17 protein-coding genes are annotated in these 24,378 nt (G+C 68.6%); 10 read left to right on the top strand and 7 right to left on the bottom strand.

All coding sequences use genetic code 11. From position 1 onward, the window contains the following. The 3 genes from ACFPZ3_RS05295 to ACFPZ3_RS05285 all read left to right on the top strand — a co-directional run bounded on the left by ACFPZ3_RS05295 (position 1) and on the right by ACFPZ3_RS05285 (position 3,745). Entirely contained in the window at positions 1-2,580 is a 2,580-nt protein-coding gene (locus ACFPZ3_RS05295) for a glycoside hydrolase family 78 protein (RefSeq protein WP_379512800.1), read from the top strand. Between the two features lie 148 nt (positions 2,581-2,728). Then, entirely contained in the window at positions 2,729-3,019 is a 291-nt protein-coding gene (locus ACFPZ3_RS05290) for an alpha/beta fold hydrolase (protein ID WP_379512815.1), read from the top strand. Positions 3,020-3,361: 342 nt separating this feature from the next. Further along, positions 3,362-3,745: a hypothetical protein gene (locus ACFPZ3_RS05285; RefSeq protein WP_379512799.1), complete on the top strand. Its 384-nt coding sequence runs from the start codon at positions 3,362-3,364 to the stop codon at positions 3,743-3,745. Positions 3,746-4,071: 326 nt separating this feature from the next. Here the strand turns inward: ACFPZ3_RS05285 and ACFPZ3_RS05280 are convergent, their stop codons facing one another. The 3 genes from ACFPZ3_RS05280 to ACFPZ3_RS05270 form a co-directional block, all read right to left on the bottom strand. Continuing rightward, positions 4,072-5,733, bottom strand: a complete 1,662-nt coding sequence (locus ACFPZ3_RS05280) for a carboxylesterase/lipase family protein (protein WP_379512798.1) — start codon at positions 5,731-5,733, stop codon at positions 4,072-4,074. A 365-nt stretch (positions 5,734-6,098) separates the two neighbouring features. Continuing rightward, positions 6,099-7,001, bottom strand: a complete 903-nt coding sequence (locus ACFPZ3_RS05275; protein ID WP_379512797.1) for a dienelactone hydrolase family protein — start codon at positions 6,999-7,001, stop codon at positions 6,099-6,101. 479 nt (positions 7,002-7,480) lie between these two features. Next, positions 7,481-8,518: an integrase core domain-containing protein gene (locus ACFPZ3_RS05270; RefSeq protein ID WP_379512796.1), complete on the bottom strand. Its 1,038-nt coding sequence runs from the start codon at positions 8,516-8,518 to the stop codon at positions 7,481-7,483. A gap of 157 nt (positions 8,519-8,675) precedes the next feature. Between ACFPZ3_RS05270 and ACFPZ3_RS05265 the strand changes: the two genes are divergently transcribed. Next, complete coding sequence (locus tag ACFPZ3_RS05265; protein WP_379512795.1) at positions 8,676-9,113, top strand: carboxymuconolactone decarboxylase family protein; 438 nt, start codon at positions 8,676-8,678, stop codon at positions 9,111-9,113. A 256-nt stretch (positions 9,114-9,369) separates the two neighbouring features. On the opposite strand, the gene ACFPZ3_RS05260 is transcribed toward ACFPZ3_RS05265, so the two are convergent. Together ACFPZ3_RS05260 and ACFPZ3_RS05255 are read right to left on the bottom strand one after the other, a co-directional pair. Further along, positions 9,370-10,953, bottom strand: coding sequence for an MDR family MFS transporter (locus ACFPZ3_RS05260; RefSeq protein ID WP_379512794.1), 1,584 nt, complete (start codon positions 10,951-10,953; stop codon positions 9,370-9,372). 312 nt (positions 10,954-11,265) lie between these two features. Beyond that, a complete protein-coding gene (locus ACFPZ3_RS05255) occupies positions 11,266-11,937 on the bottom strand; it encodes a sulfotransferase family protein (RefSeq protein WP_379512793.1) in 672 nt (223 codons plus the stop codon). Between the two features lie 230 nt (positions 11,938-12,167). On the opposite strand from ACFPZ3_RS05255, the gene ACFPZ3_RS05250 reads away from it, so the two are divergent. The 5 genes from ACFPZ3_RS05250 (at position 12,168) to ACFPZ3_RS05230 (ending at position 19,802) form a co-directional block, all read left to right on the top strand. Continuing rightward, positions 12,168-12,785, top strand: a complete 618-nt coding sequence (locus ACFPZ3_RS05250; RefSeq protein ID WP_379512792.1) for a TetR/AcrR family transcriptional regulator — start codon at positions 12,168-12,170, stop codon at positions 12,783-12,785. A gap of 477 nt (positions 12,786-13,262) precedes the next feature. Next, the gene (locus ACFPZ3_RS05245; protein WP_379512791.1) at positions 13,263-14,459 is read left to right on the top strand and encodes a sensor histidine kinase; all 1,197 of its coding nucleotides are present in this window, start codon (positions 13,263-13,265) and stop codon (positions 14,457-14,459) included. Continuing rightward, on the top strand, positions 14,456-15,127 hold the full coding sequence (locus ACFPZ3_RS05240; RefSeq protein WP_379512790.1) for a response regulator transcription factor: 672 nt from the start codon (positions 14,456-14,458) through the stop codon (positions 15,125-15,127). The genes ACFPZ3_RS05245 and ACFPZ3_RS05240 overlap by 4 nt, the downstream gene beginning before the upstream one ends. Positions 15,128-15,638: 511 nt before the next feature. After that, positions 15,639-18,812 carry an efflux RND transporter permease subunit gene (locus ACFPZ3_RS05235; RefSeq protein WP_379512789.1) on the top strand — a complete coding sequence of 1,058 codons (3,174 nt, stop codon included), beginning with the start codon at positions 15,639-15,641 and terminating at the stop codon, positions 18,810-18,812. Between the two features lie 375 nt (positions 18,813-19,187). Then, entirely contained in the window at positions 19,188-19,802 is a 615-nt protein-coding gene (locus ACFPZ3_RS05230) for an RICIN domain-containing protein (RefSeq protein WP_379512788.1), read from the top strand. 56 nt (positions 19,803-19,858) lie between these two features. Here ACFPZ3_RS05230 and ACFPZ3_RS05225 read toward each other — a convergent pair whose 3' ends face one another. Then, on the bottom strand, positions 19,859-22,381 hold the full coding sequence (locus ACFPZ3_RS05225) for a LuxR C-terminal-related transcriptional regulator (RefSeq protein ID WP_379512787.1): 2,523 nt from the start codon (positions 22,379-22,381) through the stop codon (positions 19,859-19,861). Between the two features lie 338 nt (positions 22,382-22,719). On the opposite strand from ACFPZ3_RS05225, the gene ACFPZ3_RS05220 reads away from it, so the two are divergent. Further along, positions 22,720-23,316 carry a transposase gene (locus ACFPZ3_RS05220; protein WP_379512786.1) on the top strand — a complete coding sequence of 199 codons (597 nt, stop codon included), beginning with the start codon at positions 22,720-22,722 and terminating at the stop codon, positions 23,314-23,316. Positions 23,317-23,424: 108 nt separating this feature from the next. On the opposite strand, the gene ACFPZ3_RS05215 is transcribed toward ACFPZ3_RS05220, so the two are convergent. Continuing rightward, positions 23,425-24,378 (bottom strand): S8 family serine peptidase (locus ACFPZ3_RS05215; protein WP_379512785.1); only part of this gene is annotated, 954 nt, incomplete at its 5' end.

The following is a 24,378-nucleotide window of genomic DNA, read 5'->3' as shown; positions in this document are numbered from 1 at the left end:
ATGACCTTCCTGACCGTCGAACCGATCAGCTTCGAACACCACCGCGACCCCCTCGGCATCGGCGAACGCGTCCCGCGTCTGTCATGGATCATCCAGACTGACATCCCCGGCTGGCTGCAACGGGCGTACGAGATGGAGCTCAGCGGCGGCACGTCTACCGGCCTCGTCGAGTCGGGGGAGTCGGTGCTCGTCTCCTGGCCTGGCCCGGAGCTGCGCTCGCGCGAACGGCGCGGCGTCAGAGTACGCGTCCATGGTCACGACGGCTCGACCAGTGACTGGAGCGCCTGGTCCTGGGCCGAGACCGGCCTGCTCGACTCTGCCGACTGGCAGGCCGGAGCGACCGCGCCACCCCGGGACCTTCTAGCCGATGCCGACGGCCCCGCCCCACTGCTACGTCGTGATTTCACCCTGCGCGGACCCGTCGAGCGCGCTCGCCTGTACATCACTGCCCACGGCATGTACGAGGCCGAGATCAATGGCCAGGTCGTCGGCCACGACGTGCTCGCTCCCGGCTGGACGAGTTACCAACACCGCCTGCGCTACCGCACCCACGATGTCACGGCCCTGCTGTGCGAGGGAGTCAACACGATCGGCGCCACCCTCGCGGACGGTTGGTGGCGCGGCCGCGTCGGTTTCGCCGGCGGCAGGTCCGCCGTCTACGGCGACCGCACCGTGCTGATCGCCCAGCTGGAGATCACCTATGCCGACGGCACTACCGACGTTGTGGTCACCGACGCCGCCTGGCGTTGCGCGACCGGTCCTGTCACGGCCGCGAGCCTGTACGACGGTGAGACCCACGACGCCCGCCTGCTCCCCGAAGGCTGGTCGAGGCCCGGCTTCGACGTCTCCGCCTGGCTGCCCACCGAGGTCCTGCATCACGACCCGGCCCTTCTTGTCGCGCCGACCGGCCCGCCCGTACGTCGCACCGAGATCCTCCACCCGGCAGGGGTCCTCACCGGTCCGGACGGCGAGACCATCCTCGACTTCGGCCAGAACATCGCCGGACGATTGCGCATCCGCGTGCAGGGCCCGGCCGGGCACACTGTCTCGCTACGCCACGCCGAAGTCCTGGACGGCGGCGCCCTGGCGCTCCGGCCGCTGCGCCATGCCGCGGCGCACGACCGCTACATCCTGCGCGGAGACGCCGAGCCCGAGACCTGGGAACCGCGCTTCACTGTCCACGGCTTCCGCTACGCCCAGATCGACGGCTGGCCGGGAGACCTGCGACCGAGCGACGTCGTGGCAGTCGTGTGCCACACCGACATGCGCCCCATCGGCGACTTCGCCTGCTCCGAGCCGCTGCTGAACCGGCTGCACGACAACGTGCGCTGGAGCATGCGCGGGAACTATGTCGACCTGCCCACCGACTGTCCCCAGCGCGACGAACGCCTCGGCTGGACCGGCGACATCCAGGTCTTCGCCCCCACCGCGGCCTTCCTGTACGACTGCGCCGGTCCGCTGACGTCCTGGCTCGCCGACCTCGCCGCCGAGCACCGCCGCCACGGCACCGTCCCCGTCTTCGTCCCCTGGATCGCGCTCCCGCCCGTCCCCGACGCGCTGCCGACCGCCGCCTGGGGCGACGCGGCGGTCATCGTGCCGTGGACCCTCTACCAGCGCACCGGCGACCTCGGCCTGCTGAGGGAGCAGTACCCGAGCATGAGGGCGTGGGTGGACCAGATCGCCGGTCTGGCGGGCGAAAGCTGCCTGTGGGACACCGGGTCCCAGCTCGGAGACTGGCTCGACCCGACCGCCCCGCCAGAACGGCCCTTCGAGGCGCAGACCGATCCTGGCCTGGTCGCCACCGCCTACCTGGCGTACTCCGCCGGCCTGGTCGCCGAGACCGCCGCACTGCTCGGCCGCACCGCCGACGCCGCCCGCTACCGGGAGCTGGCCGAGCGGGTCAGGGCCGCCTTCGACGCCGCGTACGCGACGTCCGAGGGCAAGATGACCAGCGACTCGCAGACCGCGTACGCCCTGGCTCTGCGATTCGGGCTCCTTAACAGCGACGAACGCCGAGCCCACGCGGGCGGGCGCCTGGCAGAGCTGGTGCGGGCGAACGGCCACCGCATCGGCACGGGCTTCGTCGGCACCCCGCTCGTCTGCGATGCCCTCACCGACGCCGGCGCCGTCGAGGACGCCTACCAGCTACTGCTACAGAAGGAGTGCCCGTCTTGGCTGTACGCGGTCACCATGGGCGCCACCACGATATGGGAACGCTGGGACAGCATGTTGTCCGACGGCTCGGTCAATGCGGGGGAGATGACCTCTTTCAACCACTACGCGCTCGGTGCGGTCGCCGACTGGATGCACCGCACCATCGCCGGACTTGCCCCGGCCACCCCCGGCTACCGGCGGCTGATGGTGCGCCCGCGCCCCGGCGGCGGCCTCACCCACGCCCGCGCCGCGCTCGACACCCCGTACGGCCGGGCCGAGGTCAGCTGGAACCGGACCGGCAACCAGGGGACGCTCGTCGTCGTGGTGCCCGCGAACACCACTGCGGCCGTTCACCTGCCCACCGATCCGGACACCGCCCTCGATGCAGGAGCGGGACGGCACGTTTTCCACTGGGAGACCCCGTGATCAAGGCACACGACTTCCAGCACAACGGGCTGACCCTGCGCTCCACGCTGCACATACCCAACAGTGAGAGCCGCCGGCCAACGGTGGTGTTCGTCCACGGCTTCTCCAACAACCGCATGGAGAACAGGTCTTTCGTTCTGATGGCGGGCTGCTGGAGAGCTACGGCATCGCGTCGGTCCGGTTCGACCTGTCCGGGCACGGGGAGAGCGACGGCGACTTCTTCGACGTCACCATCGCCGGCGAGATAGCCGAAACCCGGTCCGTCGTGCAGGCCGTGCGTGGCTTCGACTTCGCCGAACCTGACCGGATCGGCCTGGTCGGGATGAGCATGGGCGGCGTCGTCGCCGACATAGTGGCAGCCGAGGAGCCGGGCATCGGAGCGGTGTGCCTGTGGTCGCCGGCCGCCGTCGCCCCTTCGAAGTCGGCGCCGGCTACCTGAAGGGCCGCGACCTCGCCGCCGAGATCAAGGCGAAGGGCTACTTCGACGCCGACAGCCACCGGATGAGCCCGGCCTTGGTCGACGACATCGCCCACCTCGACGTCTACGGCCGGTCCCGCCCGTACTCCGGTCCCGTGCGCATCATCCACGGAGACCACGACGACATCGCTCCCGTCTCCTACGCCCGCCGCTACCTCGGCCACTACGAGGGCAACGCGGAACTCGAAGTCGTCGAAGCGCCGACCACGGCTGGTCCACCGTGCCCCACCGCACCCGGCTGCATCAGTCCACGTCGCAGTTCTTCCGCAAGCACCTGGAGCTCCGCCCACGCTCGACGAGCTCGTGACCACGCTGGACCTGGAGACGAAGACTCGTCCGCTGTTCCTGGACGTTGCGGGCGACGGTCTGCTCGTAATCGTCGGGGGTAGGGGTCGGCGGGTTGGATGCGGGTTCGCCGGTTGCGAGGCCGGCATCATCGACGTGATCACCGACCCGGCACGAGTGGTCGTGGATCGGCGGAAAGACGGCGGCTACCACACCTTCGGCGAGTGCTGGGGCTGGGGCACCTCCGTCCACGCCTGGAGCGCCACCCCACCCAAAGACCTCATCTGGTACGTCCTCGGCGTCACTCCCGCCGAGCCCGGCTACGCCAGCGTGCGCATCGCGCCCAGGCCCGGCGGCATCGACCGCCCTCCGGCACCATCCCCACCCCTCACGGGCTGGTGATGGTCGATGTCGATGCCGGAAAGCCGGTTGCCGTGCACTTCGTGGCCCTCGACGGGAGCCGGACAACGGCCCCCCGCAGGATCTTGCACTTCCAGCTCTGAATGCTCCGAGACTTTGCCCTGGTGGAGTGAGCGTGATCGCGACGCCGAGCCCAGGAGCTGTACGTCGTCCACGGCGCTAAGGGCTTGCTGACGTAGGATGTGGTCGCTGAGGCCGGGATCAAGGATAGCCTGGTAGCGGCCCCGCCGAGTGATTCTCCCGCGCACTGTTCGTGGGTCAGCGGCGACGCCCCCAGGGGTTGCGGCCGAGGACGACGTTGATGCGCCTCAGGCGCGGTTCTCCCAGAACAGCCTTTCGCCCTTGTCTGGATCGTTGACGATCTTGCATTCGGCGTCGATCCACATCGTGGCGCGACGCTCCAGCGTATAGGCGGGCCATTTCGGCACGTCCTTGGCAGAGGGACGGCCCTTGTGGGCGAAGCCCGCCCACAGCCCGCTCATGTGCCGCGCGGTCGCCAGCCGTCCCGGCGATTGATCGGCATAGAGGAAGAAGTCGAGGTTCTTGTCGGTGTTGGCGAATTTGAGGTTGATGTCTGACGCGTGCGGCGAGCCGATGGGGAAGTCGGTGCCTGGCACCAGAGTCGGGCTCTGATAGGCGAGCTGGTACATGAACACAGGCGCCCTGCGCTGCACCACCTTGGCCTCCGCGATCTTGATCGCGTCACGCCAGATGGGCGAGGTGGTGATCGCGAAATAGAGCTGTGCCGGCGTGGCGTCGGGACGCGACTTGTGGAAGGTCTCGATGATCTGGTCGAGCTCGGCGCTCTGATACGTGCTACCCAGTGCCCTGCGCAGGCCGGTCTGGTCGATGCTGAAGATGTCGAGCGGCCCGAAGAGACTGAAGAACACCGTTTCATCGCGGCACGTGCCGCACATCAGCGGCTTGTCAGCCGAAAACGACGCGACGCCATCGGCGAAGGGGTGCCGTGGGATGATGCTGCCATCGACAAAGGCGCCGAAGCCGGGTAGTGCGGCAGGATTTCCCCAGGGCGCAACGCCATTCGGCGCTTCGGACACCTGGATCTCGAGCAGCCTCTCGGCCGGAATTTCATGCAGCTTGGCAATGTCCGCCGTGGTTAGTCCCAATAGCTCCAGCGTGCGTTCGGCGCGAGCGGTGGCGCCTTCGCGAGAAGGGAAGCGCAGTGGCGCGGCACTTTCGATCGAGGCCTTGTGGAACAGCCGCGCGGCCGCCGGCATGGTGTAGATGGCCGCGGTCTTGGCGCCGCCGCCACTCTCCCCCCAGATCATGATGTTGTCGGGGTCGCCACCGAAATTCTCGATGTTCTCCCTGGTCCAGCGCAGCGCCGCCAAAATGTCCAGCATGCCCTGATTGGCGGCGTAGTCGCCGTCGGCGAGGTCGCCCAGAAACAGATAGCCCAGCATGCCCAGCCGGTGGTTGGATTCGACCACCACCACGTCATAGAGCTGGGCCAGATGAGTGCCGTCCTGCCCAGTGGCGGAGCCGGAGCCGATCATGTAGCCGCCACCATGGTTGTAGAACATCACCGGCCGCCCCTTGCGGTCGGCGGCAGGGGTCCAGATGTTGAGATAGAGGCAGTCTTCGGAGGGTGCCGGCATCCGGCCGTTGCCACCGGGGCCCATCTCGTTGCCCGCCACCTGGAAGGCAGGGTTGGGAAAGTCCACCGCGTCGCGCACGCCGGACCAGGGTGTGGGCGGTTTCGGGGCCTTGAACCGGAGTTCGCCGAGCGGCGGCGTGGCGTACGGAACGCCGAGAAACTTAACGATGCCGTCTTCGCACTTCCCGCGCACCTTGCCGTAACGGGTTGCCGCCTCGCCCGTTTTCGCAGCACCCTGCGCAAATGCCGGGAACGGCATACTCATCGCGGCGATCGCGGACAGCGACGTTCCGATCAAGGCCCTGCGGTTCATGCCTGAGTCCATCGTCAGACTTCCCTTCTTGGAGAGCACACGATTACTCCCTGAATTTCCCTACGCCGGTGGTCGGCTGTTCACACCCCTCCCCAGCGCGGCGGCCGGTGGCATTGGTTTCGCGGAACGGCGTCAGGCCCTCCGTCGACTTGCCGGTCGCAGATCCATTTGGCGGTGACCGGCTCGGGGTCTAACCACATCTCTGGCCGGACTTCTGCCAGGAGCGGTCGCACGTCGGTGTTATCCACGAGCTCACCGAGATGCTCGGCGAGGGTGCCTCCCAGGAAGGGTGCGTCAGCCGTCCTGGTAGCCGCCTTTGAGCACCTCAGGCGGCTGCCGGGACGCATGGTGCTGTGGACTCGACTGTCACTCCGCCCCGTGGCTCCGGGACGTCTGTGTGGCGGTCAGATCAGCGGGCAGCTGTTGCGGTACTGCGAAATGCCGCTTTGGTTGGTCAATGGACACAGGAACTGGCTGTAGCGAGTGTCGTTGTCGATGAAGATTTTCATCCAGGGAATCATCGTGCGCGCAAGTGTGGTGCTCGGCTGCCCGATGTAGTTGTGACCGGCACCGGCGACCTCGATGTAGGCCTTCTCGGTCGCCGCCGGAATGGTGTTGTACAGGGTGGTCAGCCGCGACGGAGGTACCAGGGTGTCATTCTGCATCGCGTAGATGAGGGTCGGGACCCGATCGTTGGACAGGCTGCCCGACGGCAGATAGGGCGCGTTCCCGATCGCGGCCTGAAGCGAGGGCCGCCGCAGGGCCGCGTCGAGGGCTCCGCCCCCGCCCATGGAGTGCCCGGCCACGGCCAGTCGCGTGGCGTCGATCCGGCTGCGTACGGAACTCTGTTGTGTGAGGTAGTCCAACGCTGCGAGGAGTTGCGTGCCGCGGCTGACGGGGCTGTCGTTGAGGTTGTTGGTCTCGATACCGAACACGACGAATCCCTGCGAGGCCAACCGAGGTCCTAACCAGGCGATGCCGGGCCAGGTGCCGTTGAGGCCGGGGGAGATGGCTATCGCGCCGAAGGTGCCCTGGTCAGTGGCTGTTGGGTAGTAGATTCGGCCGCCGCCGAAGCCGTTTCCGCGCGGCACCGCGGTCGATGATGTGGCGAAGGGTCCAGTGGGGGCCGCGACGCTGGCAGCCGTCGGAGCCGGGCCCCGCTCGTAAGGATTGGCGGTGGCGGACGCCGCGGGCGCCGCGGTGGCGGTGAGGACGCCGAGGACGATCGCCGCCCCGGCGAGGGTCTTGCGGCGCAACCAGGTGCGCGGCTGTGGGTTCGCAAGCGCTGCGCTTTGAACGTGCGGCATCTGCGTTTCTCCTTCAGGGCATGGTGAGCGGGCTCTGCGTGCAGCGGTTTTGCAGTGAGGTCATTCAGCGCGAGGGGCGAGGCGCCGTAAGGCTGAACACGGCATGCTGGTCTCAGCAAGAAACGTTTTAAGCGCCCCGCGGACATCGCCAACGTAAGCGTTCCTGTCAAGGTCGTCAAGAGGAGCTATGGGCAACGTTTTTGAAGAGTTCTCCACGTAGATAACTCAGCAGGTGGAGTTGATTGGGTAACGGTATCCGCTTCGAGCACTTCTCTGACCAGGCGTTGTCGCGCATGCTGATGTCAACAGCGCTCCCGAGGTCGTTGGCCGCAGTGCAACGCCTGGAAGTGATGGTCTGGCCATGGGGCCGTACAGGTGGCTGTGCCCATAAGTTGCCCCTTGACCCTTTAGCAGGTCGAACGCCAGATAGGTGACAACCTTTTGGAGTGTGCGCCTGCCGAAAATTCCATCCATGCAGTTCAAGCCGCTTGTGAGTACTCGTGGAGGACGCCGCCGAGCCGGTCTCGTCGGCGTACGTTCAGGTCGATGATTCGCTCTGGATCCGTGATCGAGTCCGGGACGGTACGCAGCGGCGCTGCTTGGTCCAGGGCTTGATGGGCCCGATGCTGGTTGTAGGACCGTTCGTACTCGCGTAGGGCGTGCCGCAGGTGGCGTTCGTTCCACAGCAGGCAGCGGTTGAGAAGCTCGTGGCGGCATGACTGCACCCACCGCTCCATGATCGAGTTCATTCGCGGCATCCGGATACCAGTGAGCACCGTCTTGATGCCGGCCTCGGCGAGAATCTCGTCCATCAGGGCTGGGAACTTTCCATCCCGATCTCGGATCAGAAAGCGCGCCCGGCAGTCCGCATCGTGCAGATCCATCACGAGATTCCTGATCGCCTGGGTGACCCAGCTCGCGCTCGGGTGCGCGGTGGTGCCGAGCACCCGGATGCGCCTGGTGGTGTGCTCGATGACGGCCAAGATGTACTGGCGCTGTCCGTTCAGGGTGATGGTCTCGATGAAATCGGCGGCCAGCAGGGCGTCGGCTTGCGAGCGCAGGAAGTCGGCCCATGTGGTGGAGGCCCGCTCGGGCGCCGGATCGAGACCTTCCTGCTTGAGGATCTCCCACACCGTGGACGGCGCGACCTTGATGCCAAGCGTGGTGAGTTCACCGTGCACCCGCCGATAGCCCCAGCTCGGGTTCTCCCGAACCAGACGCAGGATAAGAGCGCGGATGGAGCGGACCGTGGGCGGGCGCCCGGGCCGCTTTGGCCGGCAGGTACGGGCATGACGCCGTCTCATCAGATCGCGATGCCAGCGCAGCACGGTATCCGGTTGGATGAGCAGCCGCAGCCGGCGCAGGACCTCCCGGGGTAGCGAGGTCAGGAGAGCGGCCAGGAAGGCTCGGTCCTCGGGTGCGAATCTCACTCGGGTGTCGGCGCTGAGTTGGCGTTCAAGGACGGTGATCTGGTGACGCAGGGCGAGGATCTCCACATCCTTGTCCCGATCGCCCATGGGCAGCAACCGCAGCGCGGCGAAAGCGTTCGTGACGGTCAGATAGGCCAGGCGAAGGAGCACAGCCGATCATCCTGCCGTACGCGCTCCCGTCTCCCGAGAGACCGGAACTCGCGTACTCCACACAAGGCCCCTCGCAGTGCCACGACCTGGGCGGATGCAATTATCGGCAGGCGCAGGTCCGCTCCAGGAACTGGGAGCGGCGGTGCGCTACCGCACTCGGATGAGCGCCCGCACCCGCGAGATCGCGATTCTCGCCGTCGCCGCGGCAACCGGAAGCGACTTCGAAAGGTACGCCCACGAGCGGGTGGGACGCGCGGTAGGGCTCACCGATGAGGAGCTGTCCACTCTGGCCGCCGGCACCTTCACCTCCGAAGATCCCACCGAAACAGCGGCCTACAGCCTGTGCCGGCGTCTGCAGGACGACCCTCGCCCCTTGGACCAGGACGAGTACGAGGCCGCGGTCACACCGCTCGGACGCGAGGGCGTGGTGGAGCTGGTCGTCCTCATCGGGTACTACCGCACCCTTGCGCAGCTGATGGATGTGTTCGCGATCGGTGCGCCGTCCTCGCGAAAAGGATCCACCCGTCACTGAGCTTGACGCTGACATGATCGCTGTAGTGGGCGGGCCGACCTGACCGTGGCCGCCGAACTCGGCTAGGACCGGGAGCGAGGTCAAAGGTCATCAGCCAGGCTGCGCGCTTTGCGGCTGCGGTGCTGGTCGAGCACAGCACGTCGTCGCCGTTTTGGTGACCCACTCCGACAGCTGGGTGGCTGCCTTCGGGGCGTGGGTCACCACATTGGCGTGAGTGGTAAGTGTAGTCATGGCGATCTGGTCGGGGCGGATGGCCTCACCTGCCGGCCGCCACCGGCTCGGCATCGGGACTTGCGGCTGGTGCGGCGGTGCTGCGTAGCGGGACCTGGCGGATGAAGAAGGCCAGGACGATGCCGACGGCGGTCACGGCCGCGCCCCAGGTGAACAGGGCGGTGACGCCATCGGTGACGGCTTGCTGGAACAGGTGCTGGGCTGCTTCGGGCAGGGCTCGCAGCGCTTGGGGGGTCATGGAGGCGGCGGAGGCGGCCACGTTCTGTGCGGCGGGACCGGCGTCGGCCAGGGAGTCGGCCAGTTGGCTGGTGTAGACGGCGCCGAGCAGGGAGATGCCGAGTGAGCTGCCCATGTTGCGCAGGAAGGTCGATACGCCGGTGCCCGCACCCATGTCACGCAGGTCGATGCTGTTTTGGGCGATGAGGGTGCTGGTCTGCATGATCGCGCCCATGCCGGCACCCAGGACCACCATGTAGAGGGCCGACATCGTGGTGGTGGTGTCGAGGGCCATGGTGGCGAACAGTGCCAGGCCGGCGGTGATCAGGACGGAGCCGATGATGGGCAGCGATTTGTAGTGTCCGGTCTTGCTGATCAGCGCGCCGCCGCCCAGGCTGACGACCATCGCGGCGATCATCATCGGCATGAGCAGCAGGCCGCTGTTGGTGGCCGAGGCGCCTTGGACGAACTGCTGGAACTGCGGCAGGAAACCTATCGCGCCGAACATGGCGAAGCCCGAGATGAAGGCGATCGCGCCGGACAGGGTGAAGTTGAGGCTCTTGAAGACCCGCAGCGGCATGATCGGCTCGACCGCGCGGCGCTGGACGATGACGAAGGCGACGAACCCCGCCACCGCCAGCGCCGCCAGACCGAGGATCTGTGGCGAATCCCAGTCATACTGGGTGCCGCCCCAGCTGGTGATGAGCACCAGTGAGGTGATCCACACCGTCAGCAGTGCGGTGCCCCACCAGTCGATCACGGCCTTGCCGGTGCCCTTGGGCAGCTTGGCCAGGGTGATCCAGCACAGGATCAAGGTGACCGCGCCGAGCGGCAGGTTGACGTAGAAGGCCCAGCGCCAGCTGAGGTTGTCGGTGATGAACCCGCCGATGAGCGGGCCGCCGATCATGGCGACCGGCATGACGGCCATCATCACGCCCTGGTACTTGCTGCGGTCGCGCGGCGGGATCATCTCACCGATGATCGACAGTACGCCGACCATGAGGCCTCCCGCTCCCAGGCCCTGCAGGGCGCGGAAGCCGATCAGCTGTGCCATGTCCTGCGACATCCCGCACAGGGCCGAGCCGAGCAGGAAGAGCGCCACGGCGGCGACGAAGACGATGCGCCGGCCGTACAGGTCGCCGAGCTTTCCCCAGATCGGCGTGGCCACGGTGGAGGCCAGAACGTAGCCGGTGGCCACCCATGCCAGGTGATTGAGGCCGCCTAAGTCACCGACGATCGTCGGCAGCGCCGGGGCGACGATCATGTTGTCCAGCATCGCCAGCAGCATGGCGATGACCAGGCCGCTCATCGTCACCAGGATCTGCCGGTGGCTGAACCCCGGTCCGGCCGGCTGTCCCGCCGCCGGGGTCCCCGGCGCGCTATCTCCCGCCATCATTGCGCTCCCATCGATGCAAGAGAACTTACCTGTCGGCCGGAAAGCCTACTTGCTAACCGGCCGGTAAGCAATTGGCGGCCGAGATGCCCTCGGCTCTTCGAGGAGGCCGGGGCTGCCGACCTCTCAGCCGATCTGCGCTTTGTCGGCCCTGGTCTGCCGGGCTGCAGCAAGCCAGGCTGGTCCGCTTGGTCAGATGTCGGCGTCAGTGAGCCGCTGGTGCTGGCCTGGGGTGACGTTCGCGACCTCGGCGCCGACGCGGTTCATGCGGGCCGGTTTGCCTCCTTGCCGGCATCTGACAGGGCGCTGAGATCACCGGCTGCGCATGTCGTTGATCCGGGCCCGCATCTGAGCTGCGCTGTTCTCGTGGGGGAACGGCTCGTCGGGGATCGGGAGGTTGAGTGCGGCGCACAATGGCTGCCAGCTGTCGGCGGGCTGCCATTCCAGTAGTCGGTGCGCGGGTACGGCGGCGCGGACCTCGTCGAGGTGCCGCTCGTAGGCAGCGATGACGTTGTCGCGGTCGTGGGGGTCGTCGAACGCCCTGCCGAACATGGCTCGAAACGTGTCCTCCGCGGCGCGGGCCTGCTCGGGGGTGGCGGTGGCGCTCATCGGCGGCCGTCTGCCGGCGGCGTCCCCGCGCATCAGATGGCGTGCCCCTTCCAGCACCGTCTGGTCCATGCTCTGGTACCAGCGCTCTGCGCTTTCCCGCTGAGACAGCAGCACCAGTGCGTCCGGGTATGTGTCGGACAGTTCGCGCCAGAACGATGACACCGGCCAGTCCACGCCGGCGGCGTATTCGCTCAGGAACCGGTCCCAATCCGGCATGACGCCCGCGTAGGCGTCGCGCCAGACCGCGGCGTCGTCCGGCCGCCCGAACAGTTCCCTCATGTGGTAGCAGGGCGCCCCGAGCAGTCGCTCCAGCGCCGCCTTCAGCGACGTCGTCCCCGTCCGCGGAAATCCCGCTCCCACGACTCGCAAACTCATTCGCCCTTCCTCTCCAGTTCACGGCGACCCGGGTTGCCTTCGGCTACGCGGGTCGTCACTGATCAGTCGTATGCGAGGTTTCTGCGTAACGGGCAGGCGCCTCACGCGTGCCGGGCAACGCGATCACTCGCAGCTGCCTACCGGCCGGTTAGTAAGATACTTGCTGACCGACCGGTAAGCAACTGGGTGTAGGCTTTGACGGAGCTGGGCTTGGGAGCAAAGGAAGAGCGATGACCAAGGCGGAACAGGTGGCGACCTCGCGACGCAAGGGCAGCCAGACGCGGGCCGACATCCGGCAGGCCGCGCTATCGCTGTTCACCGAACGCGGCTACGACGCCACCTCGATGCGCGAGATCGCCGAGCAGCTTGGCATCACCAAGGCGGCGCTTTACTACCATTTCGACAGTAAAGAGGCGATCATTCTCAGCCTCTTCCAAGAGAATATGCGCGCGCTCGACGACCTGCTCGATTGGGCCGCAAGCCAGCCATTCACTCCCGAACTGTCTTCGGAGTTTTTGGGCCGCTGGATTGCCCTGAGTGCCAGGCAGGGATTGCGGACCATGCGGTTCGCCGCCGCCAACCATGCCGCGCTGCGCACGGTGATGGCGGCGCGGCAGGGTGGCCCGCTGGAACGGGTCGACAGGGCCGCACGGCTCATCCTCGGCCCCGACGCGCCGCTGGCCGACCGCCTGCGCGTCCGAATGGCTCTGCTCAGCGTGCACAACGCCGTGCTGGCCGCCCAGGGCACCGAGGCCGCGGACGCAGACATCCTCACCATCGCCACGCAAGCGGCGACGCTGCTGGTCGGCGACCTGTTCCCGGCACCGCGACTACCCGTCCCCGAGTAAACAGTCGCAGGTCGCATTCTTGAGGGACGTCCGGCAGGGGCTCGTCGATGTAGCTCTGGACGGGCGACGCCCTCGCGTCACCACTGAGGTGGCCACCAGATCTCGAGGTTCTTGGTCGTCCATCACCCGGCGCCTTCACTCGTCATCGATTTCCGGCACGTACCGAACGGTCAGTTACATCCAGCCGCCCCAACGAAAGGTGGGCGTCCAGGTCTGCCTGGCCAGACCACACCACCGCCCTTGGGACCGACAATGCCCCTCGCCTCTCTTGATCGTTGCAGACTCGTTCCCAGGACGACTCCTCTACGGGAGGTGCGCCGAGTCCACCGCACGTGGCTGATTCCCCTTGGTCACAACGCGAATCGCTTGACTTCGTCGAATCCCGACCCGGCCGTACTGCGGTCACAGTAGAGCGGATAGGTACCAAGGGATGAGGGAATCCGCCCAGGTCGGACCTAACGTTCAGGGGTGCGTACGGTGACCTGGCTGAGACGGGCCTTCCTTTCCCGACCTTATGTGGCCGACACGATCCTGGCGATGTGCGTGTGTGCGATGTCGCTGCTGGCGCGGGGTGGGCCCCCGACGCCGGGGGCGGGGTGGCACAGCCGGACGCAGCCCCCCACCGTGTACGAGATCGTGCTGGCCGCGGTCGTCTGCGCGGCACTCGTCTTCCGGCGGCGATGGCCCCGCGCCGTTCTCGCCGTCACGGTCACCGGGTTCGTCGCCAACACCATGATCGACGGCGGGCGGAGCCTGCTGGACCTGGCGCCGGCGATCGCGATGTACACGCTGGCCTCGCGATGCCCGCGCCGGCACGCGTGGGCCTACGGGGGCCTGGCTGCGCTCGTGGTCACCGTGGCCAGGATCGGGTCCGGCGCCGGCGTGTGGCCGGCGCCTGAGATGCTGGGCACGGTCGCCTTCATCGGCATGGCCGCCGCCGTCGGGGACGCGCTGCGCAGCCGCCGCGCCTATGTGAGCGCCATCGAGGAGCGGGCGCGCAAGGCCGAGGAGACGCGCGAGGAGGAGGCCGAACGCCGGGTGATGGAGGAGCGCCTGCACATCGCCCGGGAGCTGCACGACGTGCTCGCCCACCACATCGCGCTGATCAATGTGCAGGCGCAGGTCGCCGAGCACGTGCTCGCCACCGAGCCCGAGCAGGCCCGCGAGGCGCTGGGTCACGTACGCCACGCCGGCAGGGAGGCGCTGGAGGAGTTGCGGACGACGGTGGGGCTGCTGCGCCGTCCTGGCAGCCGCGACGAGCTCGTCACCGAGCCCGCGCCGGGTCTGGACCGGCTGCCTGAATTGGTGGACTCCTTCGCCTTCGCGGGGCTGAGCCTGGGCTGGATGCTCTACGGCGCCCCGAGGCCGTTGCCCGCTCCCGTGGACCTTGCCGCGTTCCGGATCGTGCAGGAGGCGCTGACCAACGTGAGCAAGCATGCGCCGCGGGCGACCGCGAGCGTGCGGATCAGCTACGCCTCCGACGAGGTGGCCGTCGATGTGGCCGATGACGGCCAGAGTGGTCCGAGCGGCATCTCTTCCGGGACCGGGCACGGGCTGATCGGCATGCGGGAGCGGGCCCGGTCGGTCGGGGGCACCTTTCTGGCCGGGCCCGTGGACGGTGGCGGGTTTCGGGTGCGCGCCGTGCTGCCCATCTCCAGGAAGAACAGGCGATGACCGTCAGAGTGCTGCTGGCCGATGATCAGGCGCTGGTCCGCGCCGGGTTCCGGGTGCTGATCGACTCGGCCTCCGACCTGGAGGTGGTCGGGGAGGCCGCCGACGGTCACGACGCCGTGCGGCTGGCGCGCGAAACCGGGGCGGACGTGGTGCTGATGGACGTTCGCATGCCCGGAATGGACGGTCTGGCCGCGACGAGGGAGATCGCCTGCGATGAGGCCATGGCCGGGGTCCGGGTGCTGGTCCTGACCACCTTCGAGATCGACGAGTACGTCTTCGCCGCGCTGCAGGCGGGCGCCAGCGGTTTTCTCGGCAAGGGTGTGGAGGCGGGCGAGTTGCAGGAGGCCATCAGGGTGGTGGCCAGAGGCGAGGCGCTGCTGTCGCCGTCGGCGACCAGGGGGTTGATCACGCGTTTCCTGGCCGGTCCCGGCGTCTCGGCCGGGCACGTGCCCGACGACCTGGCCGTGCTCACCGAGCGCGAAAGGGAGGTGATGACCCTGGTGGCCTATGGGCGTACCAACGACGAGATCGCCGATCTGCTGGGCATCAGCCGGGTGACCGCTAAGACGCACGTCAACCGGGCGATGACCAAGCTGAAGGCCCACGACCGCGCCCAGCTGGTGATCATCGCGTACGAGACCGGCCTGGTCCGTCCGCAGACCCGCTGATCGGCCGGGAACCACGGGCGCAGTAGTCCGCGTGCGCGTCTACTGCGATCGCCGCAGCTGAGAACCCTCCTTCAGGCGGACGTCTCCCCGGGGCGGGGCCACAAGTCTTGAGTGGTGACCACCACGATGCCGGGTCAGGCTCTGTGCGCGACGTCGTCCCCGCGCTACGCAAGGGACGGGATCAGCGCGACAGCGTCCGGTGGCCTGAGACCTCTCTTGAGCGGCACCGCATGGTGTCGCCTCGAGAGGCGGCCCGGCACGCCGGGGATTTTGATCATGCCTGTTCGCGCCTGCCGGCGAACACCTGCGCCCGGCGTGGACTCCGAGGCCATGTCGGTGCCCCACCCATGGTTACCGGTGCTGATGATCCGCGCACTGACGTCGGCCGCCGGGGCAGGGAGCGTCGTGCTCCAGCCGTGGTGAAGCGGAACCAGTTGCAGAAGTTGTCCCGTCCAGACATCCCCATCGTGCGCGCCATGCGATCTGAGACCCTCCGAAGAGAAGTGGAACGATGTCGTTTCTGGCTAGATTGAGCCTCGCCAATCGAGGGCTCATCGCGCTCATCACCATCGTGGTGGTCGCGTTCGGCGCTTACATCACCCCGGCGCTGCAGCAGCAGCTCCTGCCCTCGCTGGCGTTCCCCCAGGTGTCGGTCGTGGCGACCTACTCCGGCGCCGCGCCGCAGATCGTCGAGGACCGGGTCACGATTCCGCTGGAGGAGGCGGTACGCGCCGTGTCCGGTGTCACCGGGGTGACCTCGACCTCGCGGGAGTCCAGCGCGACGATCCAGGTGGCCTTCGACTTCGGCACCGACATCGACGACGCGCAGAGCAAGATCCAGCAGATCGTCGGCGGACTGTCCGGCCGGCTCCCTGACGGAGTGGAGCCGCAGGTGAACGTGGGCAGCACCGACGACCTGCCGGTCATCCAGCTTGCCGCTGCCTCCGACGGATCCCAGCAGCGGCTCGCCGAGCAGCTGACCACCCACGTGGTCCCGGCGCTCACCGGCGTCGCAGGGGTGAAAGAGGCCTCCGTCACCGGAACCCGCGAACAGGTCATCACCATCACCCCCGACAGCGATGAGCTGAAGGAGCACGGGCTGGACACCGGCGCCATCTCCACCGCCATCCAGGGCGCGGGCCAGCCGCTTCCCGCCGGATCCCTCACCCAGGCGGACACCACCCTGAGCGTCCAGGTCGGCGGCAGGTTCGAGTCGATCGACGACCTCAAGGACCTCTACCTCGCCCCCGCCGCGCAGACGTCCCCGGCCCAGAATCAGCGGCCAGGCGCCCCACAGGCCACCCCAACCACCGCGAAGCCGAAGCCGGTACGGCTGGGCGACGTGGCCACCGTGAAGCTCGCTCTGGCCAAGGCGGCCACGCTGACCCGCACCGACGGCAAGCCCAGCCTCGGCGTCTCGATCACCATGAAGCCCGACGGCAACGCGGTGTCGATCAGCCACGACGTCCGCGCCAAGCTGCCCGCCCTCGCCACCGCCCTCGGCACCGGCGCCGCGCTCACCATCGTCTACGACCAGGCACCCGAGGTGGAGAAATCGATCGAGAGCCTCACCACCGAGGGCCTGCTGGGCCTGGCCATGGCCGTGCTGGTCATCCTGGTCTTCCTGTTCTCGATCCGCTCCACCCTGGTGACCGTGGTCTCCATCCCGCTGTCGGTGCTGATCGCGTTGATCGCGCTGTGGGCGTGGGACTACTCGCTCAACATGCTCACCCTCGGCGCGCTCACCATCGCGATCGGCCGCGTCGTCGACGACTCGATCGTGGTCCTGGAGAACATCAAACGTCACCTCTCCTACGGCGAGCACAAACGCCAGGCGATCGAGAACGGCGTACGCGAGGTCGCGGGCGCGGTCACCGCCTCCACCCTCACCACCGTCGCGGTGTTCCTGCCCATCGCCTTCGTCGGCGGCTTCGTCGGCGAGTTGTTCGGCCCATTCTCCATCACCGTCGCCGTCGCCCTGCTCGCCTCCCTGGTGGTGTCGCTGACCGTCGTACCGGCGCTGAGCTACTGGTTCCTGAAGCCGCCCAAGGACGGCGACCGGAACAAGGCAGAGGACAAGGAGCGCCGCAGCCTGCTCCAGCGCGCCTACGTCCCGGTGATCCGCTTCGCCACCCGGCACCGGCTCTCGACGGTCGCCGCCGCGCTGGCGATCTTCATCGGCACCCTCGCCCTGATCCCCCGGCTGGAGACCAGCTTCATCGACAACGCGGGCCAGAACACGGTCAGCCTCACCCAGACCCTGCCCGTCGGCACGTCCCTGACGGCGGCCGACGCGAAGGCCAAGCAGGTCGAAAAGGTGCTGACCGGCCACGATGAGATCAAGTCATACCAAGTCACCGTGGGAGGCGCGAGCGGCGTCGGATTCGGCGGCGCAGGCCGTGGCGGGGGCGGCGCAGGTACGGCCCGCGCCAGCTACTCGCTCACCCTGCACGAAGGCAGTGACACCGCGGCCGTGGAGAACGCCCTGCGCGACGAGCTGGGCAAGCTGCCCGACGCGGGCGAGATCAGCGTCGGCCAGTCCGGCGGGTTCGGCGGCGACGGGCTCGAGGTCCTGATCCACGCCAGTGAGCAGGACACGCTCGGCGACGCGGCGCGAGCCGTGCAGGAGACCATGGCGGCCATCCCCGGCGTCACCGAGGTCACCAGCGGCCTGGCCGACACCGCGCCGCGCATCGATGTCACCGTCGACCGCGAGGAGGCCGCCGAGCACGGCCTGTCCGAGGTCGCCATCGGGCAGCTCGTCTCCCAGGCGTTCCGCGGCAGCACCGTCACCCAGCTCACCTTCGACGGCACCACCGCCGACGTCGTCGTGGACACCGGCGACGCACCCGTCTCCCTCGGCGAACTGCGCAAACTCGATCTCCCCGGAGGGGTGGAACTCGCCGACGTCGCCGAGGTCAAGCAGGTGAACGGGCCTGTCTCGGTCACCCGCATCGACGGGGAGCGCACCGTCACCGTCTCCGGCAAGAACACCGGCGGCAACCTCGGCGCCACCAGCACGGACCTGGAGAGCCGGCTCGCCAAGCTGACCCTGCCCGCCGGCGCCACCTACTCCATCGGCGGCGTCAGCGCCGACCAGAGCGAAGCGTTCGGCAGCCTCGGTCTGGCGCTGGTGGCGGCCATCGCGCTGGTGTTCTTCGTCATGGTCGCCACCTTCCGCAGCCTCATCCAGCCGCTTGTGCTGCTGGTGTCGATCCCGTTCGCCGCCACAGGAGCGATCGGCCTGCTGCTCATCACCGGCACCTCGCTCGGACTGGCGGCGATGATCGGCCTGCTGATGCTCGTCGGCATCGTCGTCACCAACGCCATCGTGCTGCTCGACCTGATCAACCAGTACCGCCGCCAGGGGATGCCCCTGGCCGAGGCGGTCGTGGAAGGCGGGCGCAACCGGCTGCGTCCCATCCTGATGACCGCGCTGGCCACGATCTTCGCCCTGCTGCCGATGGCTCTGGGCATCACCGGCGGCGGCGGATTCATCTCCAAGCCCCTCGCGATCGTCGTCATCGGCGGCCTGATCAGCTCCACGCTCCTCACCCTCATCCTGGTCCCGACCCTCTACACCATGGTCGAAACCCGAAAGGAGAAGATCCGCGCCAGACGCGCACCACAACCCGCGACCCCGATCCTGGCCGAGAACCCCGCCGAACCGGTCCCCTCCGGCTGACCCCGGCCGCCACGCGGACCTGCGCGCGATGCCTCGCCACCGGTACGTATCACCGGTGGCGAGGGCACACGAAGCAACTCTCCGAGTGGGTAGGGGTAGTCGCTTCCCACCATGACCCGAGCGCCGAGAGTGTCCACGAGCACGCGGAGCGGGGCGGGTTCGAAGGCCGCCCTGCCCCTGCGCGCCCAGCCCTGACCAGCCCTTCGACAACCTCTCCTTACTGGGAGTCTTCCGACTATGTAGTTATCTGCTCGTTCATTTCTCGTGTCATAGGTAATTGTGCTCATCTAGCGAGGCCGAATCCCCGGGCGAAACCATGGCAGACGTGGCGGAAGATCATCGCCACGCCGGAACCCATGACCCTGGAGGTCGTACATGCAGGCCAGAAGAGCACTTCGAAAGATCGTCATCGGGACCCTCATGATGGCGCTGATCACGATGGGCGCCGTCACGGCCGGCACCGGACCCGCGTCCGCCGCCCCGCTCAACACGTCGATCCAACTCCGCAACCTCGCCTACAACCAGTGCATGGATCTCGCCGGGGGCGCCTCGCACAACGGGGCCTGGATCGGCCGGGTGCCGTGCGCGAACGAGGCCAAACAGAAGTGGATCCTGGAAGACCGCGGGATGAAGACGGTCTGCGTCGCACCCGGCCCGGTCGCCACGAACACGTGCGCCACCCAGCGGATCCAGGAAGTGCGCATCAAGAGCGCCGCGACCGGCAAGTGCGTGGACATCTACGAGGGAGGGACCGCCAGCGGTACTCACATCTGGCAGTGGGACTGCTCCGAGAACCAGACCCAGCGCTGGGTCGCCGCAGAAGAACCCGGCGGGGCCATCACGTTCGTGAGCTCGCACGTCTACAACGAGACCAACGCCGATCACTTCCGCGCGATCGACGCCAACCCCGACTACCAGCTTCGGATCTGGACCACGTCCTCCTACGTGCAGGGCCTGAACACCCAGCGGTGGGCGGTGAATTCCGGCTGACCCCCATTTCGTCGCGGGCCGCGGAGCGCACCAGCTCTCCGGCCCGTGACGCCTGTTCAGAGACTGGAGCAGCCGCCCTCCAGCAACTCGCGCAGCTGAGCCCGTCCGGTGACACCGAGCTTGGCGTAGGCCCGGGCCAGGGTGTTGTTGACGGTGGGCACGGCGATCCTGAGCCGCTGGGCGATCTGCTTGCTGCTGTGGTGCGCGGCCAGCAGGGCGATCTGGTGCTCGCGTGGAGACAGGCAGGCGCCCAGGTCGTCGTGGGCCAGCAGAGGAGTGTGGGCGGCCGGGCAGCGTGCGCGGAGCGTGGCCGCCATGCCGGCCGCGACGGCCGCTCTGCCGCGATGTCCGGTACGCCGCAACGCGCGGGCGGCCACGGTGGCGACCTCGGCGGCAAGAAGATCGTGGCCGAGATCGGCAAGGGTCTCCGCAGCCCTGGTGAGCGCGGGGGCGTCCGTGTCACCGAGCGCCTTCGCGGTCGCGCCGAGCACGGCGGGCAGGTCCCCGAGACCGGCGGGCAGGTCCCCGGTCACGGCGGGCAGGTGCCCGAGATCGGCGCCTCCCGTGAGAGAGCCGACGGCGCCGCCCAGACGGACCACGTCATAGCGGGCCATGGCGGCCACATTCGGCATGTTCGAAGCGGCGGCCAAGGTGGCGGCGGACTCCGCGTGGCGGATGGCGGCGGCGCCGTCACCATCGGCCTGGGCGACCCAGCCCAGCCACGCGACGATCCACGGGGCGAAGACTCCGTTGGTGCCGTTGTCCAGCCGATCGGCGCGGGCCATGAGGTCGCGTGCCTCGGCGGGCCGGCCGCGCAGTGCCCGCACCCAGGCATGTGCCGCCAGGCAGCAGCGGCGCAGCCGGAAGGTGTCGGTGTGGTCGAAACCCGCACGGGCCTCCCCGAGCAGCCGATCGGCGTCGTCGAGATGGCCCCGGGCGGCGGCGGCGATGCCGGCGTGCAGGGCCCACGCGCTGACCATCATCGTGACGCCCGTCTCCGCGGCGGCCCGGTAACCCGCCGACGCGATGGACGCCGCCGCGGCCGGCCGCCCGGCGGCGAGGTGGGCCAGGCACGCGCCGATCTCGATCTGGAACACGCCCCATGGCAGCGTGTCGACGTGGGCCGCCGCGACTGCCGCGCCGCGCTGCCGTACCGCCTGGGCCTCGTCGAGGCGGCCGAGGAAACCCAGCGCCGCCGTGGCCGCGGCGGCGGCCCACACGACCGGTTGCGGGTCGTGGCCGTCGTGGCCGAGCACGGCGTGGGCGGCGCGTACCGCCTCCTCACACCGGCCGGCGAAGAACAGCATGAACGCCCGCGCCCCCTCTGTGACCGCGTGTCCGGCCCCGAGGTCCAGGACGCGCTGCGCGGCAGTCAGGTCGCCGTGGTTCCAGTAGAGCAAATCGGCGCGGGTGACCGCCCACGACAGCCGCTCGGCGGGTTCGCGTGGCGGGACGGCAGGCAGCAGGGCGGCGGCCTCTTCCCCTCTGCCCTGGTATTGGAGGATCTCGGCGAGCAACCGGTCGGCCTCAAGACCGGGCCCGGCCTCGCGCGCCGCGCGGGCCAGCCGTTCGGCCAGGGCGAGCCCCTCCCGCCCGATGGCCTGTTCGGCACCCTCACGCACGGTCGCAGGCCGGGTGATCTGCCCGCCCTCCACCTGCCACAGCGCCGCCCGCAGGCCGTCATCGCGGCGGCGCATCCCGGTGGCCAGCAGTTGTCCTGCGAGGTCGCGGTAGACCTGCCGGGCCCGCCCCAGTGGCATCCGGGCGCGCAGCACCTCTCCGTACAGCGGGTGCTCCAGCCTGGCCTGAGTCCGCTCGCCGTCCCGCTCGCCGACCACCAGGCCGCTGTCTTCCGCCGCGGCCACCGCGTCGGCTCCGGCCAGTCGTTCGAGGAAGGCGAGCGGCACCGGCTCGCCGCATGCCACCAGCTCCACGACGCCGCGGGTGGCGCGGTCGAGGCCGTTCAGCCGGGAGGCGACCAGGTCGGTCAGCCCGCCGGGAACGGTGCCGTGCAGCAGTTCGCGCAACGCCAGCGGGTTGCCCTTGGCGCTGGTGTGGAGCCGGAGACGGCGCACGGCGTCGATCTCCCCGCCGGTGCTGTGGTCAATGAGCCGGTCGATCGCCGGACCCGGCAACGCGGGCAGCTCGACCACCACCGCCTCGCCGTCCTTGCCCAACCGGGCCAGGCAGTCGGCGAGCGGCTCGCCGCCGCGCACGGTCAGCACCACGAATGCGGCGCCTGTGCTGATCAGGTGCGCGATCACCGTGCTGGACGCATCATCGAGCAAGTGCGCGTCGTCCACGCCCAGGGCGACCTTGGCCCGTCCGCCCCAGCTCGCCACCTGCGCACCGATCGCCTTGACAAAGCCGACGGGTTCGTGGAACGGGGCGAAGTCCCCGGGCAGCAGGTGCGCCACCGGGGCGAACGGGATCGCGGTCGCGGCGCGGGTTGCCGTGATCCATTCGACCCGGCAGCCCAGACGGCGCAGGGCCTCCCGCGCCAGCCGCGTCTTGCCGTACCCCGCCGCCGACCGCACCACGACAGCTTTCACCGCGGATTCGGCGAACGCCGCCACCATAGTCGCCACCTCGGAATCGCGACCTTCGAACGGCCACGGCCGCACGGGTGACCACCTCCCGTTCTGTCCCCGTTCACCTACATATCGGCGAACGGGGCAGGGCGGATGACCGCGCACCTCATCGGCAGGGCGGATCGTAAGGGAGGTCCTGGATGTTCAGCCGCCACTCCTTCTCGCTGATGACGGTCTCGCCCGTGGCGCAGACGTAGCGGGCAGCCTGGCTCACGTCGGTGTTGCACGCTGCACCTGACCGGTCTTCGTGCCGCCCAGCAGCAGGCCGGGAATCGGCAATCGGCTTTGGGTGTAGCTCTTCTACACCCGAAGGCGTTGACGAACTCGTGGCAGCGCCGCTGGCCGGATGGCCGAGCATGCTGGACGACTACAAGGTTCACCTGCACCGGCGGTGGAACTCCGGCTGCACCAACATCAAGCAGCTCCATCGAGAGATCGCCATGCAGGGGTTCCGCGGCACCTACTGGACCGTCTACCGCTACCTGGCCCCGTTCAAGGGGAGCGCCGCACCAGCCGCCGTTCCTTCTCCGCCCAAGGTCCGGCACATCACCAGCTGGATCCGCCGACGCCCCGACAACCTCGACGCCGATGAGCAGGTCAAACTCAAAGAGGTCCGGGCGGCCTGCCTTCACCTGGACATCTTGCGCGGTCACGTCGAAGAGTTCGCCAAGATGATGACCGGCCGCCACGGGGAGCGCCTCGACGCGTGGATCGCCGCCGTCCGCACGGACGACCTGCCCTACCTGCACACCTTCGCCAACGGCCTCGAACGCGACCATGCCGCCGTCCTCAACGGGCTGATGCTGCCCTACAGTTCGGGCGCCGTCGAGGGCAAAGTCTGCATAAAGATCAAATTCCTGAAGCGGCTCATGTTCGGCCGCGCCAACTACGACTTGCTGAGGAAGATGGCACTGCTGAACTGAACCCGGATCACCGACCGTGATCGCTCCCCATCAAGTGCACCAGACCCCGCTTGAGGTCGTGATTTTTGGACCGGTATTTGTCGTGGCTGGCCTGTCGGCCCCTGATCCTTACGGGGACCGCGTGAGCGGTGGCAGGCCGGGGAACAGGTGGGCGGTGGCGGCGGGCAGGTCGAGGTAGCCGTTGAGGCAGCGGGCGGGCTCGCCGTGGGCTTGCTCGGTGGTGCAGGGGCGGGCGGTGGCCAGTAGCGCGTCTCGGACGGTGAGCGGGTCGGGCCGCCGGCTGTGGTGGTGTTGCAGGCTGACCAGGAGCGCGGCGGTCCCGGTGATGAGGGCGACGGACACGCAGGTGCCTTTCTGGGCTTTGATGCCGCCGCCGGGGGTGGCGCCGTAGACGGCTTCGCCGAGGGTGGTGATGCCGTGCCCGGTGTAGGCGGGGCCGTGGTTGCTGAAGTAGAACATGGCGCCGTCGGCGCGGTGCGCGCCGACGGCGAGCACGCCGGGCAGGATGGCGGGGGCGATGCTGTTGTTGCCGTAGTCGTTGCCGGCTGGGGCGCAGACCAGTACGCCTGCCTCGATCGCGGAGGCGATGGCGCGTTTGAGCATCGGGTCGGCGTCGTCGGAGGCGGTGTGGTGGGCGAGGGTGTATTGGATGACGTGTGCGCCGGCCTGCAGGAGTTCTTCGATGGCGCGGGCGGCCGAATGCGGATCGATGAGGGTGTGCTCGTCGGTGGGATGGCCGACGGTGATGAGGCGGCAGCGGGGGGCCAGGCCGGGCAGGACGGTGCCGTGCTGGCCGGCCAGCACGCTGGCGGTGAAGGTGCCGTGCACGGCTCCGTGGGGGTCGGGCAGGGCGGCGGGCAGCCACCACGGCTCGCGCGCCTCCAGACGGGCGCCGGTCAGGCAGGGGTGGCTGGTGTCGGGCGGGCCGTCGACCACGCCGATGAGGATGTCGGGGTGGCCGAGGGTGTGCCGGTGCAGTTCGGTGATGCCGGGTACGGCCTGGGCGGGGTAGCGGGCCGACGGCTTTTCGGCTGGTTCGGGGGCCGGGGTGGGGGCGGACGC

The organism is Nonomuraea insulae (assembly GCF_042656245.1).
Note: the sequence above shows the minus strand (reverse complement) of the source record. Positions and strands in the feature narration are given on the sequence as shown.